This is a genomic window from Marinilabilia salmonicolor, assembly GCF_003003035.1.
Classification (GTDB): domain Bacteria; phylum Bacteroidota; class Bacteroidia; order Bacteroidales; family Marinilabiliaceae; genus Marinilabilia; species Marinilabilia salmonicolor_A.
In genome coordinates, this window is sequence record NZ_PVTS01000018.1 from 1 (window position 1) to 18,820 (window position 18,820).

General features: G+C 39.0%; 15 protein-coding genes and 1 pseudogene. 11 read left to right on the forward strand and 5 right to left on the reverse strand.

The window, feature by feature from the left end; translation table 11 throughout:
* Positions 1-131 precede the first annotated feature (131 nt).
* From tssD (BY457_RS15475) to BY457_RS15505, 5 genes are all read left to right on the forward strand, one after another.
* Entirely contained in the window at positions 132-560 is a 429-nt protein-coding gene (tssD, locus tag BY457_RS15475; protein ID WP_106154238.1) for a type VI secretion system tube protein TssD, read from the forward strand.
* A 165-nt stretch (positions 561-725) separates the two neighbouring features.
* Complete coding sequence (gene tssD, locus BY457_RS15480; protein ID WP_106154239.1) at positions 726-1,133, forward strand: type VI secretion system tube protein TssD; 408 nt, start codon at positions 726-728, stop codon at positions 1,131-1,133.
* A gap of 4 nt (positions 1,134-1,137) precedes the next feature.
* Entirely contained in the window at positions 1,138-2,061 is a 924-nt protein-coding gene (locus BY457_RS15485) for a LysM peptidoglycan-binding domain-containing protein (protein ID WP_106154240.1), read from the forward strand.
* A gap of 11 nt (positions 2,062-2,072) precedes the next feature.
* Positions 2,073-2,303: a hypothetical protein gene (locus BY457_RS15490; protein ID WP_106154241.1), complete on the forward strand. Its 231-nt coding sequence runs from the start codon at positions 2,073-2,075 to the stop codon at positions 2,301-2,303.
* 770 nt (positions 2,304-3,073) lie between these two features.
* Positions 3,074-3,859, forward strand: a complete 786-nt coding sequence (locus tag BY457_RS15505) for a transposase (protein ID WP_106154244.1) — start codon at positions 3,074-3,076, stop codon at positions 3,857-3,859.
* 957 nt (positions 3,860-4,816) lie between these two features.
* Here the strand turns inward: BY457_RS15505 and BY457_RS19155 are convergent.
* Both BY457_RS19155 and BY457_RS19160 read right to left on the reverse strand, forming a co-directional pair.
* Positions 4,817-5,602 (reverse strand): annotated as a pseudogene (locus BY457_RS19155) (transposase); the annotation flags it as partial.
* Between the two features lie 189 nt (positions 5,603-5,791).
* The gene (locus BY457_RS19160; RefSeq protein WP_106154246.1) at positions 5,792-6,091 is read right to left on the reverse strand and encodes a hypothetical protein; all 300 of its coding nucleotides are present in this window, start codon (positions 6,089-6,091) and stop codon (positions 5,792-5,794) included.
* 136 nt (positions 6,092-6,227) lie between these two features.
* On the opposite strand from BY457_RS19160, the gene BY457_RS15520 reads away from it, so the two are divergent.
* Complete coding sequence (locus BY457_RS15520; RefSeq protein ID WP_106154247.1) at positions 6,228-6,635, forward strand: hypothetical protein; 408 nt, start codon at positions 6,228-6,230, stop codon at positions 6,633-6,635.
* 344 nt (positions 6,636-6,979) lie between these two features.
* Here the strand turns inward: BY457_RS15520 and BY457_RS15525 are convergent, their stop codons facing one another.
* From BY457_RS15525 to BY457_RS15540, 3 genes are all read right to left on the reverse strand, one after another.
* Complete coding sequence (locus BY457_RS15525) at positions 6,980-8,074, reverse strand: IS4 family transposase (protein ID WP_106154248.1); 1,095 nt, start codon at positions 8,072-8,074, stop codon at positions 6,980-6,982.
* A 754-nt stretch (positions 8,075-8,828) separates the two neighbouring features.
* Complete coding sequence (locus BY457_RS15535; protein WP_106154250.1) at positions 8,829-9,413, reverse strand: hypothetical protein; 585 nt, start codon at positions 9,411-9,413, stop codon at positions 8,829-8,831.
* An 11-nt stretch (positions 9,414-9,424) separates the two neighbouring features.
* Entirely contained in the window at positions 9,425-10,768 is a 1,344-nt protein-coding gene (locus BY457_RS15540) for a hypothetical protein (RefSeq protein ID WP_258176763.1), read from the reverse strand.
* A 629-nt stretch (positions 10,769-11,397) separates the two neighbouring features.
* Between BY457_RS15540 and glmM the strand changes: the two genes are divergently transcribed.
* The 5 genes from glmM to BY457_RS15565 all read left to right on the forward strand — a co-directional run bounded on the left by glmM (position 11,398) and on the right by BY457_RS15565 (position 18,709).
* On the forward strand, positions 11,398-12,783 hold the full coding sequence (gene glmM, locus BY457_RS15545; protein WP_106154251.1) for a phosphoglucosamine mutase: 1,386 nt from the start codon (positions 11,398-11,400) through the stop codon (positions 12,781-12,783).
* A 198-nt stretch (positions 12,784-12,981) separates the two neighbouring features.
* A complete protein-coding gene (locus BY457_RS15550; RefSeq protein WP_106154252.1) occupies positions 12,982-14,382 on the forward strand; it encodes an efflux RND transporter periplasmic adaptor subunit in 1,401 nt (466 codons plus the stop codon).
* The gene (locus BY457_RS15555) at positions 14,382-15,725 is read left to right on the forward strand and encodes an ABC transporter permease (protein ID WP_106154253.1); all 1,344 of its coding nucleotides are present in this window, start codon (positions 14,382-14,384) and stop codon (positions 15,723-15,725) included. Before BY457_RS15550 ends, BY457_RS15555 begins: the two co-directional genes overlap by 1 nt.
* A 49-nt stretch (positions 15,726-15,774) precedes the next feature.
* The gene (locus tag BY457_RS15560; RefSeq protein ID WP_106154254.1) at positions 15,775-17,301 is read left to right on the forward strand and encodes a TolC family protein; all 1,527 of its coding nucleotides are present in this window, start codon (positions 15,775-15,777) and stop codon (positions 17,299-17,301) included.
* A 190-nt stretch (positions 17,302-17,491) separates the two neighbouring features.
* Positions 17,492-18,709 carry an efflux RND transporter periplasmic adaptor subunit gene (locus tag BY457_RS15565; protein ID WP_106154255.1) on the forward strand — a complete coding sequence of 406 codons (1,218 nt, stop codon included), beginning with the start codon at positions 17,492-17,494 and terminating at the stop codon, positions 18,707-18,709.
* The last annotated feature ends 111 nt before the right edge of the window (positions 18,710-18,820 follow it).

Consider the following 18,820-nt stretch of genomic DNA (forward strand, 5'->3'; position numbering starts at 1 on the left):
TCAAATGTCAGGTCTACTAATGGACTGCTGGTTCATGTGTTTGGAAAACTGGCAGCAGCTTTTATTGGATTGATAATTTAACCCTTAATTCGCATTATTAATAAAATTCTAAAAAAAATAATTTAAAAGATATGTTTGGACACAAATGTTTTTTACGTATAGGGCCACTCGAAGACAGTAGCATCAACGGCCTCTATCGCGACAGCTACGAACTGCTCTCATGCGAGTATGGGTTTGCACAGGGAGCCGACCCCAACGGCAAAGCCCAGTCGGAAGTTCGGGGAGGTACTATAAATATGGTATATCCCAATGTCCCCCCACAAGAAATTGTTGCATGGATGCTGAAATCCGGCAAAGTTGAAGATGGCGCCATTGTAATTTGCGATTCGAATGACGTCCCGCTGGAAAAGGTCTATTTTGAGAAAGGGGTGTGCACCAGTATGAAAGTGGAATATCAACAAAGTGGAAACGGGTATGTATCCACTACTATTCAGGTTGATGTTAGAAAAATTTCTGTTGGAAATATTTCAATTGAAAAAAGATGGGTTAATATTAAATAGTGCCAGCCAAAAAACTAAGTTTTTTCTGAATGCTTGATTCGAAAAGTTCAAGTTCAAGGCTTGTCCTTTTTGAAAATGAAGGAGTTTACTTCGTAAATAACTGTTTTTAGAAAGGGCGTAACGCAGAAATTGGATTTTTTCGGGCAAGCACTAAATAATTGAATCATGTATAATTTACCACAAGTTGATAGCAAAGTTACCGTATGGTTTACTTTGGACGGAGAAGAGTATGAAGTTTCTCAATTCGATATTTCGTTTTTTCAGGGAGTTGATGGCAAAGGAGAACCTCAAGACCATGTACGGGGCGGCCAGATGACGATGACATTAAATCAAACATTGCCGGAAAGTCTTTACAATTGGGCCATGCGGTCAAGCACCAAAGATGGGAAAGTTGATTTTCGGATAGAAAGCGGCAGTTCACCTATGAAAATTGAGTTTTTCAACGCTTACTGTCTTAATTTTAATCGTTCAATCAACTCGATTGGCGGTGGCGTTTCAACAACATTGACCATATCACCCGAGGAAGTGATGATTAACGGAAGAAGTTTTGATAACCATTGGGTAAACTTTTAATACTATGCCACATTACAACGATGTTTATATAAGTGGAAAAGACTTTGAAATATGTCTGCACCATGGAATGCGCTACGATGGATTTGTGGAAGGATTGGGATACGCGTACACAAGTAATTTTACCATCCCCCCGGTACACTTTCAGAAATACAATCCTCCCGGAAGAGTTCACGATGACCAAAGCTTTTTTCAAAACGGTTTTGTTCAGTATCTTGATACATCGCCGAAGATGCGTTTGATGAGTGTAAAGCACATCTATAAAGTAAAAGCAGGGGATACGCTTACTTCGATTTCTGCTAAATTTGGTATTTCAATTCAGTCTATTAAGGATGCAAATGCTGGGATTGATTGGGAGGGGGAGAGACGAGGTGACCGGATTTTTGCCGGGGAGGAGTTGGAGTTGCCGAGGATGGATGAGGTAAGGCAAGTTATATTAGAAAATCAAAATAGGTATTTAATTTCGGATGAAGAATTACCTTCATATTCTCCTGGCGAAATTCGGCCTTATGAACCTGGAGTGATTGATAAATTTTTAGAATCAGGGTTAGGTTGCTCTGTCGTTGGTCAAATAATTTATGGTGTTATTGATGATTTATATATTACAGCCCAGTGTTTGACTGTTGGACACCCAAATGCATTACATTTAAATGGTGAACTTATAATTGGTAATGAAATTGTTAATTCAGGAATTAATACTATTTCGAATTTTGTGCCGTTTTCAACAATTGGGAAAAGCCTTGGAATTTCAAAGAAAGTATTAAATGTTTCTAAATTTAATAGTGTTTTTAAAGGAACAGGTGTAAATTCTGCAAAATATGGCGGTCGACAAATCCGTAATTTTAACAACACAATAAGATTCAATAATTCTTTCAACAGAGATTGGGGAAAGATCAGTGCAGGTTCAATGTTTTTTTATAGTTACGAATAAATAATTTTCATATGTTTTATGGAGCTATACTTTTTAAATTATTTGGTGTTTCAATCAAGTGGGTGATTTTCAATATTTATAATTTTTTAGGGAAAAGGGAAAGTGTGTCTTTTAAAGCCTTATGGAATAATGATGTTCCAGGTAAAAATGATTCTTTTGGCCAGTTTTCTGGAGAGTTTGGAGATATATTGATAGGAGCGGGGATTATTCTAATAATATGTTACTTAAGTTTCGCAGTTTGATAAATAGTTGAAAATTAAGAGAAAAGAATAAAAAAAGCAGCATGGACATTTGACTAAATACTTAATTATTAGTATAATTAGCGAAGTTTCCAAGCAAGAATACCATGCTGCGCTGTAAAGATATTAATAAGATTTCAGAATTAAAAAACGGTTTTACCCATAGGTGGCTCGAACCCGATTTTATTTCCAGTTCTTTGAAATGTTTCACATTTTCGAACCTCTGTAAAGTTGTTTCAGAAGTTAAGATAAAAGGTTATGGTTTTGAGTGGATCATGACTATCCTTCTCTCGATGCCATTTCTTGATGCTAAAACGGTCAATTGTATGTTGAATGGTTGCATACAACACCAGATTGCAGCAGGGAAAGATACATTTTATCGCATAAAGAATAATCAATCAATATGTTGGCGAATGTTGTTGTGGTTATTCGCCACCAAGCACAAAGCCTTGATAGACAATTATTTATAAAGCTCCGATAGGCCGAAGAGTATGATTTTTGATGATATCATTCTTACAAAAACGGGCAAGAACATTGAAAAAGTCTCGAGGGTATTCGACCACGTCACACAGCGGTCCGTTATTGGTTTTAAGCTGCTTTTAATGGGTTATTGGGACGGGGTTTCATTTATCCCTATGGATTTCTCAATACACCGTAAACGTGGACAAAACAAAGAGAAGCCCTTTGGCTTTAAAACGAAGGAGTTATAGAAGCAGCACAAAGCAAAAAGGCAAAGAGGTTCTTTTTCTGACGAGCGAGCAAGGGAGGCTGATATGTCAAAAATAGACAGTGCCATAAAAATGTTTCGAAGGGCAGTATCCCAAGGTTTTAGGGTCGATTATGTTTTAATGGATAGTTGGTTTACCTGTGATGCCTTTGTAGATTCAGTGCTATCAGTTAAAAAGCATACAGTACATTTAATAGGTATGTACAAGATTGCAAAAAACAAGTTTCTATATAAAGACGAATTGTACACGCATAAACAAATACGGAACCTAAAAGGGAAGCCAAAGCGATGCCGTAAACTTGGCTTCTACTATACTGAAGCACTGGTCTCCTTCAAGGGAAAGCCAATTAAGTTGTTCTTTAGCAAGCAGGGCAAAAACGGAAAATGGAAAGTATTCCTATGTACCGACATAAAGTTATCGTTTATCAAGATGATCGAAATCTACCAGATACGCTGGACTATAGAGGTGGCCTTTAAGGAGGGAAAGCAATTATTGGGAGTGGGTCGGTGCCAGTCCAACAGCTTTGATGCTCAGATTGCCGATACAACCATTACTATGATCCAGCACATATTGTTGACCACGAGGTATAGGGTCGAACACTATGAATCAATGGTTGGTCTGTTTTCCAATGTAAAAGAAGCTGCCGTCAAACAGCGTCTCGACCAACGTTTATGGGGGCTGTTCATTGAATTGATGCAAATAGTTGTAGTTCTGTTTGAAGATATTGATGAACAGGAACTGCTGGAAAAAATCTTCCAAAATGAAAAGGTAAACCAAATGGTCAACCATATGTTAGGAAGTAAGTCAAGTGAGATGGAAAATGCCGCATGACGAAAATGGAAAACATAAAGCATTGTATTAAAGAGATTTATAAAATCATCAGCTAACGTACATCGCTGACGCTAAAAAACTTAAAAGAATGTGCGAAACTTGAGTATGTTAAATACTGGTTAGGTTGTAAATAGAGTAACATTTATTTTAGTTAATAATGCGAATTAAGGGTTGAGAAGATCCCAATTTGTTGTTTGTAAATATTTAAAAATCAATGAAATATATGTTTAAAAATTAGGTTAAATCCCTGAAAACAGTATCTTAATAGATTAATACCACTCAATCTTTTAGATATGATTCCCAGGGAAAAAACCTTACAACTAACGGCTATATGTTTGTATATGTGTGAGTTATATGAATCCATATTAAAGTTTGTATGCCAGCGTTTCTTGAATAACAACAGACCAGAATTCACTGATCAGGAAATAATTACGATTTATTTATTTGTTATGCATTCAGAACAGCGGTTTAAAATAAACATATTCATCAATTTGCAAAAGACTATTTGCATTCATGGTTCCCAAAGCTTCCTTCGTATGTCGCTTTCAATACAAGGTTAAATCGTATGTCAGAAGCATTAAAGTGTTTATCTGATATACTCATGACGTCTCAGTGTCGCCATGATTGCAGTAGCAATACAAATGTGTTGGCAAAATAGATATAACATGAACAAGAAATTAAAAATTACCTCAAATCCGCACTAAATAATTTTGTTTGAAAAATAATCATTTTTAGCTTTGAATAGGGGATTTCTCACCTATTAATTGAGGTTTTCTTCAATTATTTAGCCAAAATACCTGTACATTTTTTAATTTTTTCCTGGCTCGACCACTTTTTTTTTACCCTTGTTCATGTTGTGTGCTGCCTATATATTCAACATGCAGATATACAGCGTGTTAGGATTTGATTGTAAGCACGCCAATCCCATGGTTGCCACCTGTTTATGTCTTCTTATTCTTATAACAGATGGTATTTTTTGGCAGTAAATAGTTTTAGTATGTGTTGCCTGCCTTGCTTTATCCATTTTGATGGGACTACCATAAAACGAAAAATAAATTTCTTCAACCTGAATGCCGGTTTTATAAAATCTAACTTCCGGCTAATAAATTCAGTCAGATAATGGAACAGGTTTCGGCAGATGGCCATCATTACCATGAACACGGTGTTTTCGTGCAAAAACGAAAAGGGCATTTTCTTCCACAAAAAATCATTGTTCATCTCATCGAACAGGCGTTCGCTGTCACCCCTGTCGTTATAGAATTCGATTACTTCAAGGTCGGACATTTCTGTATTATTGGTCATTATGGCCCGGTACGTAAAGCTGTCACCAGTAAACAAATCCCCCTGCCCGTCGGTGTTTTCCTCTTTTGACACCACGTACCGGTATGTTTTATCCCAGCCAAACGGGGCATGTTGAATAGAGGCAACCTGGTATTCTTTAAACCAAATGGTCACTGTTTTCCAGTTGCTTATGTCCTTTATTTGGGCTAAAAGGTTTGCGCACCGTTGTGCCCTTATGTAAAAAAATTCGCTGTTGGCTTCCACTACGGGGATGGCCGTTTGGTCGAACGATCCACAGTCCATACGGCTGTGTTTCACCTTTATGCCGTGCCCGGCCAATAAATTATACGCCCGTGATAATGTTTCGTCCTGCCTGTACTTAACATTACTGTTGCCGTTACGGTTTTCGATGTACACAGGGTAGTTGCTTATTGAAGCAATACCGGGAAAATAGCCATCGGCCTTTTTGTAACTACGTTTCGAATCTTATTTTTCTGTAGGTATAAACTGGTTGTCGTAATCGAACACATACCCGTTATTGCCGGGGTCCAACTGCCCTGTGTCCACTAAAAGCTTCACCATCAAGTTGTTCATTGATGTGTTGATATTGAATTCATGTGATATGCCGGTATCGGATATAAATGTTTCTTTTTAAGTGGACAGTTCCTTTTGCATCCTGAGCAATGTGTCGGCAGAGCAAACATTAAAATCTTTCACTTGCCCAAGCTCCCCCCGAAGGTGTTCGGTAATGTCCTCGGCACATTCGCCACCACAAAGGGCCATCAGTAAATATGACCTGATAAGGTCGCTGTAGCTATATTCAGCCCTAATGCCCCGGCTACCAAGCAGTTGGTCGATTGTTGAGCAGATACCTTTATTAACTATTATTGAATTTGCGAAATTTATTCCGCCAAATGAATTGATTTTCGAAGTAGAATATGTAATTTTCATCCGCGACGATGTTTTTCACCTAAATAAGTGAAAAATATTTAATCGGGCAAGCCTTGTAGATACTATTTTTACTGGGCTTCCCGATTTTTTAACATTAATAGCTGCGGATTTGAGGTTCTTCTAAAATAGATTTAAAATGCGAATTTATAGATATTTATTTTTTATTATATATTCCCGTTGGTATAAAAAGGATAAAGATGCCTCGTTAGCTACTTTTAGTAGTTTAATAGAATTATCAATTTATTTTGGGGCTAATATTGTCGGTATTCATTTAAATTTAGCACTTTGGATTGGTGGCCCAATGCTAAGCACTGGAATAAATAAACAGGAATTACTTTTGATAACGATTCCACTGATGATTCTTTTATGTTTAATGAATTTTTTCTTGTTAATATCTAAAGGGCGTCGTGATAAAGTATTATGTGAATTCATGGATTTACCGAAAAATAAAGTAAAGCAAATGAGGCTTTATGTCGCTTTATATGCATTCATTTCATTGATGTTACTGGCAGGCTTACCATGGCTTTATTACCAGATCTATTGATATTTAAGGTTTGTTTTGGGGGCGAAAGACAATTTTAAAAGAAATGTTTTGTCCACTTCAGCTTCCGTCGCGCTCCTTTAATCCTGACGATTTGGGGAAACCGTATTATCATAAGCCTGATAATTTGAGAATTGACAGACCATGCTCCCTATTTATCTATATTGCGTCCTGATAAAAATATTAATGGAGTGTTTAGTGCAATTGAAAGTGCGGTTAATAGAAATAAATCAAGAGGTATTGAAAGAAGATTAAAATGGTATGCTAAATATGAAATAATTAAGACACCTTAGTCTGTGATAGAAAATATTATGATAAAATCATTCATGAAATTTTACTAAGTACATCTAAGTACATGACAAAACTTTAATACAATCTTTAAACTCCTCGATATTTAGAGTATTCATCATGGCATGGGCAATTCTAATAAGACCATATTTAAAGAAACTATAGGCTCTTCTTCCATGCTTTTTGACTTTGATAGGGCTTATATTTTCGTGTTTATCAATGCCTGCTAAATAAGCCCAGACAAATGCAATTGCTACAACAGCTATCAATGTTGTAAGTCTGTCTAAATTGTTTAAATGTGTGTCTTCTAAATTGAACCCGCTTGATTTCATTGCTTTAAACATGGTCTCAATTTGCCATCTTTCCTTATAGTCAATAAGTGCCTGGTCTTGTTTGTTAAATGCCGCAATAATAACAAAATCAACTCTTCCGGTTGCTGGTGGATTAAACGTTTTTATTCCAGATAAATAAACAAGATTCTTTCCCAAGTAAACAAGACCTTCAATATGATGGTATTGACCTGTTCTTAAATGATTAAAGAGCCAAAAAGTCTTTTTGATTCCTTTACCAGGCACCTTCACTATCATATTCTCTTTAATACGAATAAAAAATGGCACCTTATGTCTAATGAGCTCATCAAGCCACGACTCTCCAATGAATTCTCTATCAGCTAAAAAGCTCGATATAGAGCTGACACCAAACAGTTCAATATACTCATTGAGAAGCTCTTTTCGCTCTTCTGCATTGGAATTGCCTCTTTTAGGAAGCATTTTCCATAGAAGTGGCAATGCTACACCTTTGTAACATACATTTAGCATCAATATGTTGATATCTGTTTTGCCAAATTTCCAATTAGTCCTGTCCAAGCTCAACTTATAGGGTGGTTTATGGGGCAATAACGAAAATATCAACCTGGCCAGTAAATAACGGTCAATAACAAACTCGGCAAAAAACCGTTGAATCCGCCGATGATTTGATTCATATTGGGTTAGACCTTCAAAGCCTTGTGCCAGTTTTACGAAAGAAACTGTTTGCAATTTACACATTGCACATATTATTGATACTATGCACTTTACGCGAGCCTTGTGCCATCCAGTAATAGTTTTAAATGAGTCAATTAAATCGCTATATTTGTTATCTACCTTGGTATTCATGTATAGTACATTAGACGTGAGAAATCTTTTGTAACATACTGAACATCAAGGCTTTAACCAAATTTTAGACTGTTATTTCATTGATTTTCAATTATTTAACTGTTTTGTCATGTACTAAGAAAAAATATAATATAATAAAATGAATTTTGACTTTTTTCCGAACAGGATTTGGTTTTTATTATCATTGTTATTCTTCGTAATAATCTCTGATAAAGTATATCAATTGTATTTAGTTCAGAGATTAAAACGGAAAGTATCAAGATTAAAACTAACCCCAGCGTTATTGAATGAGTTTATTTATTCGTTTAGCCGGGAACTGAATATAAATAAAATATTTCATGAAATAGACAATTCGCTTGATAATGAGATCAGTGATGCATGCGGAATTGTTTTTTATAATATTGATAAGTACAGTCTAACTTATTTTAAAAATCAAGGACATTATAAGCCTTCTTTTTTACAATCTAAAACAAGGTTGTTGAAAATAATTGAAAAAGAAAACAAGGATGGATGATTGGGAAATAATATCAAAATAAAATTAACATTTTTCCAGAATGCTTTTCAGGATGTAATGTGAAGGATATGGTTTAGTAATGATATTCTCCGTAAATGAATGCAGAGATGGTAATTTATATAATAAGGATGCTTCCAAAATGGAATTAATGCAGATGACATTCACCTGTGTATAAAAGAAACAGGGACTTACTTTGTGTGAAAGTAAATCCCTGGCTCTTGTATTAAAATAAGATGCTATTTAAAAGACTACAAAGTCAACCCCAATAATAAAGCTTTTTCGGTTGAGCTTATTCAGATAAATAACGTCAGGGTGTTTATTTTCATGCTCATAGCGTGATTGCTGAAAATTATACCCCAAATAAACGTTTAATCCGGTTTTGTCCGAGAATGCAATTTCTCTTCCAAGAGATAATGCAAATACATAACCTTTATCAAGGTTTTCGGAGAAAGCAATCTGTGTCCCTACTTCAGCTGAAGCAAAGAAGCTGTTTTTGCCGGGTGACAAATAATAATTCCCCTGCACTACCAGAGGAGCAGTGTTGGCACTATATCCTTCATATCTGTCAAGACCAAATCCGAGATTTAAGCTTAACTGTGGGGATAAAAAGTATCCGGCATATAGCCTCAGACTTTTTCCATATTGTCCATCCTCTGAAAATGTAATCTCTTCACCATATTCCTCCGGGTTAGGAATTGAAACATCCGTCCATCCCAAATATCGGGGGCCTATTTTAAAAGTTAATCCTTTTCGGTGGGGGGTGTTGTCCTGGCTGAAAAGATTAAGTGAAAAAAGTAATGCTGCGATAAAAAATAGTGTTCTCATATTTTTAAAATTTAGAATTCAAAACGGACGGCTCTCCATTCTTTCCCTTTTCTAGCCGCACCATAAAGCTTTGTGCCTTTTTCATATGTGTATTTAGGAGCAGCTCCATTTAGGCTAAAGTTGCTAATTTTAAAAACGGGGTTGCTAACGGAGGTTGAGTATCCAATTACTCCACCAAAATCTTTTTTGAAGATATAGGTTACTTTATCATCATTCTTGGAGGAAATTTCCATATTCCGTGCAATTAGGTAAGTTGTTCTTCTATCCTTATTGAATTGGAACAATCTAACTGCATAAGAATCTTTTTTAGCATCTGGTTCCAAATTCCATTTTTCGTTGGCTTTTTCTATTCCGAGTTTTAATGCCGCTATAGCTGTCGGAGCAAGCTCTTTGTCAGAAATGTTGTGTCCCCAAAAATTAAAAGTCCACAGGGGATCACCATTCTTAAATTCTGTTAATGTTTCTTTCAAAGGAGAAATACTGCCCATGCTGTTGGGTAAATTTTGTCTTTGGGTTGGATCTTCAATTGGTGGTATGAGGTCTGTAGGCCACTCTTCTTTCAATATCAGCACTTCAAATCCACATCTTATTTCATCGACCTCTTTTTTATGCCAAATCCCTGTCCATCCTTTTTTTTGGGTTTTGGTTTTTATTCCTGCTTCTGAATACATACCAAAATCCAGGGAATAAAACTTCGCATCCATCCGATACTTAGAATCATAATAATTTCGAATGCTTTTGGAGAAGCCCCAGATTGAATCCCAAAGCTTTCCAACTCTAGTCCCCAGGCAACCTGATACTTTAAAGTCTTCTTCTTCTAATACAGGAGTTGAGCTTGAAGAGCTGCTACCTCCGCCTCCAATAGCACCATAAGTATCATATACCCCAATCCTGTCATCATCTCTTCGGAGATAGTGCTGAGGTGCTGCTATTTTTAAGCCTGATATGTTATTTTGACCAATGTAATCATCAGGATTAAATTCTTCAGTGGCTACTTCAACCAGTAAATCATAGTTTTCTGCATCAGCAAAAAATGTTCCGTTAGGAGTTACCCTGTAAACCGTATTGCCAACTTTAACCTCCCTGTTTATATTGAGAAGTTTGCTAAGTCGTTCACTTACAACAAGCGTATCCTCAAATTCTGAATCAGAGCTGCTTTTTAGATTACCGGAAAGAGGGGCAAAACCAGAAACTGAGGTTAAATTAATATTTTGACCGTTTATGGTGTTGTCAAATTGGCTTTGATCTTCAAAAGAAAGCATGTTGTTAAAAGTTGCAATACCTGTATCTTGAGAATCTTTTAAGGGTTCTTCAATTTGAGGGTTTTCACAGGAGAAGAAGAATAATAAAATCAACAGGGGAGGGTAAGTTCTTGTAAGTCATTTTGTTAAGTCTTTTGGTTGTGATTAAGTTTAAATAACTTTAAAAGAAAGATTTTTTGAAAGGATAACTTTCTCGTACTATTTTTCTGAGAAAATTAAAGGGAATTTTGATTTTACATAGGCATTGGTTTAAGGGGTGACTTTTAGGGAAAAAAATAAAAGGCTTTCGGTTAAATCTGAATTACCGAAGTAGTTTTAATTATCTCTTTCAAAATCGGAAGGAAAATAGAATGTAGGAAGTGGCGAGTTTTTATTGAAAATGTTCTCATGGGGTATAGAGTTTAGTTTTTAAGTGCAAATGTAAATTAATGTTTTAATAACCAAAAAATAATTCAGGTTTTTTAGTGAATTTATTAGGTATAGTTTTTCCCTGCTAATTGGTCTTTGTAATGTAGGCAATTTGCTGTTTGTGCTTGATTATTTGGCTATTCAATTATTCGCAGGTAAAACTAAAATGCTTATATGACATAAATGGGTTAGCCTTTTCTTTTTACCTTAAGTCTCTTTATGTAGTTAAATTACTAACTTCTAAAAATCGGTTTACATTGCAAAACAGGTTTATATTCTGCAATTTTGCATTTGTATTAACAAAACCAATCATTATGACATTAATTAAATCAATATCAGGAATCAGAGGAACTATTGGAGGAAAGCCCGGGGAAGGGTTGAGTCCTGTGGATGTGGTTCGTTTTACATCAGCTTACGGCGTTTGGGTGAAAAAACAATCAAAAAAAGATAAATACAGGGTAGTGCTTGGCCGTGATGCCCGGATTTCGGGGCCCATGGTGAAAAATCTGGTTGCCGGGACACTTCAGGGAATGGGAATTGACGTTATTCATATTGGACTGGCCACCACACCTACTACCGAGATTGCAGTGGTGAAGGAGGAGGCCGACGGAGGGATTATTCTTACCGCCAGCCATAATCCCAAACAATGGAATGCCCTGAAATTGCTGAATCATAAAGGAGAGTTTCTTACTGCTGATGACGGTGCTGAAGTGCTGACTGTTGCGGAAGCTGAAAGCTTTAACTATGCCGATGTGGATGAGCTGGGAACAATTACGGAAAAAGATGATTACACCTCTCGTCATATTGATGAAGTGCTGGCGCTGGACCTGGTGGATGTGGAGGCCATCAAAAAGGCTGGTTTCAAAGTGGCGATAGATTGTGTGAATTCGGTGGGGGGTGTTGCATTGCCACCATTGTTGAAAGCCTTAGGCGTAAAAGAAGTTCTGGAATTATACTGTGAACCTAATGGACAATTTCCCCATAACCCTGAGCCTTTACCCGAACATCTGACCGAGATTTCAGAATTGATTCGTAAAGAAGGAGCTGATGTAGGGTTTGTGGTGGATCCTGATGTGGATCGTCTGGCCATAATTAATGAGGATGGCAGTATGTTTGGTGAGGAATATACGCTGGTGGCCGTTTCTGATTATATTTTGAGTAAAACCCCTGGAAATACTGTGTCAAACCTCAGTTCCACGCGTGCTTTGAGTGATGTTACCAAACAGCATGGAGGGGAGTATAATGCCTCTGCTGTGGGAGAAGTGAATGTAGTGGCCAAAATGAAGGAAACTGGTGCGGTGATTGGCGGCGAAGGCAACGGAGGTGTGATTTATCCTGCCAGTCATTTCGGCCGTGATGCCTTAGTAGGTATCGCTTTGTTTCTGACCCACCTGGCCAAAAAAGGGAAAAAAACCTCTGAGTTACGAAAAGAGTATCCCGCCTATTTTATGTCGAAAAATAAGCTGGAACTGACGCCGGAAGTGGATGTGGATGCACTGTTGTTGAAGGTGCAGGAACATTATAAAGATGAACAGGTAAGTACTGTGGACGGAGTTAAGATTGATTTTGCTGATTCCTGGGTTCATCTGAGAAAATCCAATACCGAGCCTATCGTTCGGATTTATTCCGAAGCCGGTTCAGTGGAACAAGCCAGGTCGCTTGCAGAATCTATGATGGATGTAATGAAATCTTTTATCTGATTTTTGGGAATTAGATTTTACTGTTTTTGAAATTATTTAGCCGCCGGAGATACCTGTTTTCGGCGGCTTTTTTGTAGTTTTGGTTTGTTTTTATGTTAGATAAAACATTGAGTGAGTTAAACCATCAAAGCTGAGGTCTGTCATATTATCCGGTTTGACTTGAAACAAATTACTTCTGAAATTTTTTTTTACAATCATATGAAGCGTTTTTTACGACCTGTTTATTATGTTCCCGCCATAATTATTGTTGCTGTTCTTCTAATATGGTCTATGGGGCGATCGGTGGTATCCGACAATGTAATGATCACTGTTCCTGTGCAAAAAGGAGCCTTCGTGGCTGAAGTGATTTCAACCGGCCAGTTGCAAGCTGAAAATGCCACCTCCATTGAGGTGCCGTCGGCATTGTCGGGCAGACGGTTGGGTATTTATGAGATCCAGGTAACCGATATTGTTGAAGAGGGAACGGTTGTTGACTCCGGAGAATTTGTGGCATCACTTGACCACAGTGCTGTGGAGGAGCTGATGACAGAAGCAAAAGAGGAGTTGGAAAAGGCGATGGAGAGCTACGAGGATGCCAAAATTGATACAAATATCAATATGAGCAATCTTAGGGACGGATTATTGGATGCAGAGGTTTCTGTGGAAGAGAAAAAGCTGGTGGTAGAACAGTCGGTGTATGAATCTCCGGCCGTTCAGCGTCAGGCACGACTCGATCTGGAGCGTGCTGAGCGCGATATGCAACAGTCCATACGGAATTATGATCTGAAGCAGCAACAAGCCAGTTACGATGTGGGCCGGGCCTGGGAAGAGGTTCGGAAAAGTCGTGAGCGGATTGATGAGATAGACGCGCTTTTTGATGCATTGGAAGTTAAAGCCCCTAAACCGGGAATGGTTATTTACAGCTACGACAGATTTGGTAATAAAATTCAGGCAGGCTCTACAGTGAGCCGGTGGATGCCTACCATCGCTGAATTGCCCGATTTATCTTCCATGATATCCAAAACCTATATCAACGAGATAGACATTTCCAGGGTGAAAACCGGTCAGAAAGCAGTTATCGGAATCGATGCATTTCCGGCTAAGTCTTTCGACGGACAAGTAATGTCAGTTGCCAATATTGGTCAGGTATTGCCTGATGGTGATTCCAAGGTTTTTGAGGTAATTATAAAACTGAATGAAACTGACCCTGAGTTGCGCCCTGCCATGACCACCAGTAATGTCATCACTACCGACTCTTTGTCGGAAGTATTGTATATTCCTTTGGAAGGAGTTTTCAGAAATGATTCCTTACAATATGTTTTTCGGCAGGATGGGAGCAACTGGGTAAAACAAATAATTGATCCGGGAAGTGAGAATGCCAACTATCTGGTGATAGAACATGGGCTTGACGAGGGTATGGAAGTTGCCCTGACATTACCTGCAGATGCGGAGGAATTGCCTTTTGAAGGGTTGGAAATTTATGAACGTTTGAAGCAGGAGGCCCTTGAGCGTGAAAAGGAAAGAGCTGATCAGCAAAAGGAAGAAAAGCCCGAAAGACGTGGACCTCCCCCCGGATTTGGCCCCGGAAATGAACGACCAACAGAAGGGAGGGGACGTTGATGAGAAGGTTAAAGTATTTGTTTTCCAGATATTTTCACGATGTATTGATAGCTGTTGAGGCTATTCTGGCCAACAAACTGAAGTCTTTTTTGACGGCATTGGGTATAATGTTCGGTGTGGCAGCAGTTATCAGTATGCTGGCCATTGGCCGGGGAGCTCAGCAGGAAGTGCTGGAACAGATTAAGCTTGTTGGTGTAAATAATATTATTGTCACACCCTCCGAAGTTTCCATAGATGCCAATGCTGAGGGAGGAGGGGATAACACCACCCGGTTTTCTCCCGGACTTACCCTGCAGGATGCAGAGTCTATAAAAAGAACCATTCCTACGGTTTCGGCCATCAGTCCTGTGGTTTCCATAAATTATCATGCCATTTTGGGGGGTAAAAGTTATCCGGTGGTTCTGGAAGGGGTTTCTCCTGCATATTTTGAGCTGTTGAATATCAATATTGCCCGTGGAACTGTTTTTAGCGAGCAACAGGCCGCAGGTGGAAAACCTGTAGCCATCATTGGCGATAATATCCGCAACAGGTTTTTTAACACCAAAGATCCTATTGGGGAGTATATCAAATGTGGAGAAACCTGGGTGCAGGTCATTGGCGTCATAGAACGTCGTGATTTCACGGCTTCTGCTTCCGATGAACTTGGTATCAGTAGTACAGATAATAAAATAATTATTCCGGTTAAGACGATGTTGCGTCGCTTTAAAGACCGGGCCCGTATCGATCCGCAGGTATTGGAACAAGCTTCAAGAGGTGGAGGAAATGAGGAGTCCGCATCAGAAGATTTTGAGTTGGACAACCAGTTGGATAAAATTATTGTTCAGGTGGAGGAGACAGAGATGCTTAGCGCTTCGGCCGATGTGATAAAACGTATGTTGCTTCGCAGACATTCTGATATCTATGATTTTGAGGTCACTGTACCTGAGTTGTTGCTTAAACAACAGCAGAAAACCAACGATATTTTCAATATTGTTCTGGGGGCTATTGCCAGCATCTCTCTGATTGTGGGAGGTATCGGAATTATGAACATTATGCTGGCATCGGTGTGGGAGCGAATCAGAGAAATCGGCACCCGCCAGGCTATTGGTGCCTCCCGAAAGGACATTGTCGTACAGTTTCTTTCCGAATCTACCCTCATCAGTGTCACCGGAGGAATGATTGGAGTGGTGCTGGGGGTGGTGCTTGCGCATGCCATTCATGTGATGGCCGATATTGAGACCATTGTGACATTGTTTTCGGTGGTGGTAGCTTTCGGGGTTTCTGCAACTGTGGGAATTGTCTTTGGATATTTGCCTGCCAAAAGAGCTGCTGAACAGGATCCGGTGGAATCATTGAGACAATAAGAATGCCTGTCGGTTATGATTTAATAATCTTACGAACTATTGAAAAATTATGCGTTTTATCTTTTCCATTTCTACCATCTTTTTATTTGGACTGGGAACTCTGGTTTCAGCACAGGAACAAGAATATTTTGTTGAAGCGGTGCCGGAAGATGCAGTGGTACTTCCCATGGCTCTTGATGATGTGATTGATCTGGCACACGAACAGTCGCTTTACAGTTTCCGATCTAAGAATATGTATCTGGCGCGCTATTGGGAATTCAGGAGTTATAAAGCCGATCGTCTTCCGATACTCAGTTTGGAGGCTACTCCGGTTGATTATGATCGTTCGGTGGTAAACAGATTTGATTCAGAAACAGGAACAGAGTATTTCAGCCAACGTTCCTATTTTACTTCTGATGCTTCTCTTTCGTTGCGTCAGAATGTGCCGTTTACAGGTGGTGTTTTTGATGTTACTTCTTCTTTGTCACGGTCTCAGAATCTTGATGACGAAGATGATATTCAATATGCCTCGGTTCCGGTGAGTGTCGGGTTTTCTCAACCTTTAAATGGTTACAATCGTTTTCGCTGGGAATCGCGGATTGAGCCACTGAAATTTGAAAAAGCCAAAAGGGATTATTTGCAATCGCTGGAAGGCCTGGCTATTCAGGCAACGGATTATTTCTTTGGTCAGGTAACAGCCGAAATTAATCTGAAAATAGCAGAAACCAATTATTCCAATGCAGATACTCTTTACAATATCGGAAAGGGACGTTTTGAAATTGGAACTGTCACCCAGGATGAACTCCTTGATCTGGAACTGAGCCTTCTGAATGCGAGTATGGAGGTGACCCGGGCTAAGGTTAATCTGAGACAGTCACGTGCTGAACTAAGTTCTTTTTTGGGATTGGAAGATAATGTGGTAATTGAATGTGAAATTCCTGATGAAATTCCGGAGTTGAAAATTGATCCTGAAAAGGCGATGACATTGGCCATCGAGAACAATCCTGACATCCTGGATTTTCAACAACGGATGCTTGAAGCAGAACAATCCATTGCCAGGGCCAGATCGGAGAGCGGTCTTAATGCCAATGTTCGGGCAAATTTTGGAATTAATAAAAATGCGGATGAGGTGGGGGTTGCCTATGGCTCTCCGTTTGCTGACCAGCAGCAGCTCAGGGTATCCCTGAGTATTCCGCTGCTCGACTGGGGATTGCGTAAAGGACAGATTCAGATGGCCCGGTCGAATCGTGATGTAACAGAAGCTACTGTGAAACAGGAACGCATTGATTTTGAGCAGGAATTGTTTATTCAGATAATGGAGTTTAACATGCAGGAAAAACAGGTGGAGATATCCGCTAAGGCTGATACCATTGCTCAGCGGGGTTATGATGTTACCAAGCAGCGTTTCCTGATTGATAAAGTGGATGTGATAAAACTCAACTCTGCACGTAACTCCCTGGATGCAGCCCGCCGAAATTATATTTCTTCTCTGCGCCAATATTGGAGAAGTTATTATCAGATGCGCCAATATACACTTTACGACTTTGTTGATAATCAGCCTTTGATGCAGGAACTCGACTATTTATTGCAACAATAGTCATCAGCTCCGATAAATTTTACACGGGTGGAACTCGTCCCGAATGTTCGGGACGAGTTCCATAAGACCAAGAGCTTAAACAAATTATTTACTGATGAAACGAGCATGGCAATGATTGCCTCAAAAGAATATGTATAAGTTCTTAAATGCGAGTCCCATCAGGCCAATAACTTAGTTTAATTATATACGGATGAAAAGGAAATTATTATTGCTACTACCACTTTTTGTTATTATCCTTATTTTTCTTGGGTATCGGTTTTTTATGGCCGATACTGTAGATAAAGATGAGATGGTGGTGGTTGAGAAGGGCCGGTTTGAGTATTACGTGGTCTCGATGGGCGAGTTGGAGGCTCATGAATCCAAAGATATTATGATTCCTGATGTATTGCTTAACCGAACGGTACGCATCCGGCAGATTGCTATTAATGATCTTGTGCGTGAAGGTACAGAGGTAAAGAAAGGTGATTATGTTGCTACTTTGGATCCATCCGAAGTGGAAGAACATCTGAAATCTACGCAGGAGACACTGGATATGCTTTATGCTAACCTGGAAAATGCAAAAATGGATAGTTCGTTGAACCTTACTGACGCAAGGGATGCTATTCGTCGGAGCCATGATAATGTGCTGGATGCAGAAGTAAAGGTGGAACAATCGGTTTATGAGAGTAAAGCTGTGCAACGGCAAGCTGCAATTGAGCTGGAGATGGCTCGGAGGCAAATGGAACAGAAAAAAAGAAATTATCAGCAGCAGAAGAGAAAGAATGAGCTAAGTGTGCGGCGCATTGAAGATAATATCAGGCAGGAAGAACAACAGATGGAAACACTTCAGCAACTCAAGCGTGACCTGGTCATTAAAGCTCCCTCCGGAGGGGTTGTGGTGTATGTTCGGGAGTGGGACGGAGAGAAAAAGAAAGTTGGTGATATGGTGAGCCGTTGGGATCCCCGAATAGCGCTTCTTCCCGATTTATCTACCATTCTGTCGGTTACCTATGTGAAAGAAATTGATGTCAATGAAATTCATGAAGGAATGGCTGTGAAGATAACCATTGATGCATTTCCCGAGGAGGAATTCAACGGAGTGGTACGAACGGTTGCTAATATTGGGCAGGAGATAGAGGGACAATTTTTGAATGGTTTTAAAGTGGAAATTGAAGTGAATCCCAATGGTTTTGATTTGCTTCCGGGAATGACTTCTACCAATAGGTTTATTATTCAGGCCATTGATAATCAGTTGATGATACCAAGGGATGTTGTATTTGTCGAAGAAAACGAACAGGTGGTTTATAAGAAAACCCCTCTGGGTATTGTCCGCCAGGAAGTAAAGATTGAAGGTGAAAATGAAAAAATGGTAAGAGTTACCGAAGGACTTTCTGAGGGAGATAAAATCTTGAAGCATCCTCCTCAGTGACGATGTTGATTATCAGCTTATGAACAAACCGTCATTGCTTGTGTTTTTCTATGTAATGGCGGTTTTTTTGTGGATGTTTTTGAGGGCTTGTTTGGTTTCTTTCTACTTTGA